Raw genomic sequence first — 1664 nt, 5'->3', positions numbered from 1 at the left:
GACAACGTCCTAAGTGCGGAAGAAAATGAGCTTGGCAGACAAAGTTTCTCTGCTCGTCAGCATGCTCACGCTGCATGACGCTCGTCAAGTCACATCGTCGAACCAGGCGGCTTCCACTGGCATGGGAAAAGGTCTCGTCCATAGCAAACACAGGGTCCATCATTTTGGCCCTCACCGTCCTTAACACGAGCTTCTGATCCAGGTGGAAGACCCAAGCATTATCTACAGAATCATCCGAAGGATGCCCTCACGGCTCTAACTGACAGAGGTTCTTCCACCTGGTACCCGCCCTTCAACGAAGGGCCGGTAATCTGAACCGCTTTTGACGACGGCGTGTACGACACGCGCCATCTTGGCGGTAATAGCGGTCATTGCCTTGCGGCGGAGATCGGGATTGTCACGATCTCTCGCGATGTAGCGTTCGAATTTATGTCGGAAGCCGTTCTCACGCTGGCGGATGGCAACTTGCCCAGCAATCCACAGGGTTCGTCGCAGCCGCGCGTTGCCGAATTTGGAAAGTCGGGTCTGGCCGCGATACTGGCCCGATTGCTGTGTCGACAGGTCCAGCCCGCAGAATTTGAGAAACTGACGGTGATGATGAAAGCGGCGCAGGTCCCCAGCCTCCGCAATTATCGTTAGCGCGTTGATCGGACCGATCCCAGGAATCTGCCGCAGGATCTGATAATCACGGCTGTTTCGCAGCAAATCATCGGCCTGTGCTTCGATCTCGTTGCGTTGGCGGATCAGGCTGCGGGCTTCGGCGACAACCATCCGAAACATGCGAATTGCAGGCGCATCCAGCGGCAATGGCAAGCCAATCGAGGTGCGGGCAGTCTCATAAATATCCATTAAAATCTGTGACTTGCTCACTTTCCTGCCGACAACATCCCATGCCGCTTCGACGAACTTCTCCTTCGTCAGTGTCGTGATGCTCGATGGTGTGGGGAAGGCGTCGAGGAACGCGAAGAACCAGTCGCTCCGACTGTTACCCCGGAAACGCTCGATCTCTGGAAAATACAGCGGCAGGTAATGCGTTAGGATGCGATGTTGGATCTCGGTCTTGGCGTTAGCAATGGCTTCGTGTGTCTTCGACAATTCTTGAACGTCGTTGATGCCAGCACGCAAGGGATCATGGTAGACCTGAGTCGAGTGGATCCTCAACATGTGCAGGATCACCTGGGCATCCTTGGGATCGTTTTTGTCCCAACTGTTGTGCAAGGCTTCTCGCGTGCGGGCAAGCGCTAGCGACGACACTAACCGCGTTTCGAAGCCGGCTTCCACCAACCGCCAGGCAATCGGACGATGATAGTTACCCGTTGCCTCAAAGGCGCAGACCACCGGTCGGTCATATGATTGCAAAATCGCGATCAGATGGTCATGTTCTGCACGCGTATTGAGAACAGACAACCGACGGCGGCGTTTATGGCCGGGTGCTTCGATCAACACTTCATTGCGAACCTTGGCGATGTCGATGGCTACCAACACGGCATCGGCAGGTATAGAATTCTGACTGGTCATGGTCGGTCTCTCCGGAATGAGTTGTGAACACTCACATTCTAGAGCTACTTCGACTGGCCATGGCCATCTCAAACGGTGCGCGCTTGCAGCAAAAAAGCTGCGCGCACCGTTTGAGGTGGCTCCAACTCTTCCTTCCGTAGGTGCTA

The 1664-nt window shown here is 55.0% G+C and carries 1 pseudogene; it reads right to left on the bottom strand.

Going from position 1 to position 1664, the window contains the following annotated elements:
• Positions 1-230: 230 nt before the first annotated feature.
• A pseudogene (locus tag VBH83_RS19275) lies at positions 231-1518 on the bottom strand (IS110 family transposase).
• Positions 1519-1664: the final 146 nt, after the last annotated feature.

Source organism: Ochrobactrum sp. S1502_03 (assembly GCF_044435015.1).
Classification (GTDB): domain Bacteria; phylum Pseudomonadota; class Alphaproteobacteria; order Rhizobiales; family Rhizobiaceae; genus Brucella; species Brucella chromiisoli.
Note: the sequence above shows the minus strand (reverse complement) of the source record. Positions and strands in the feature narration are given on the sequence as shown.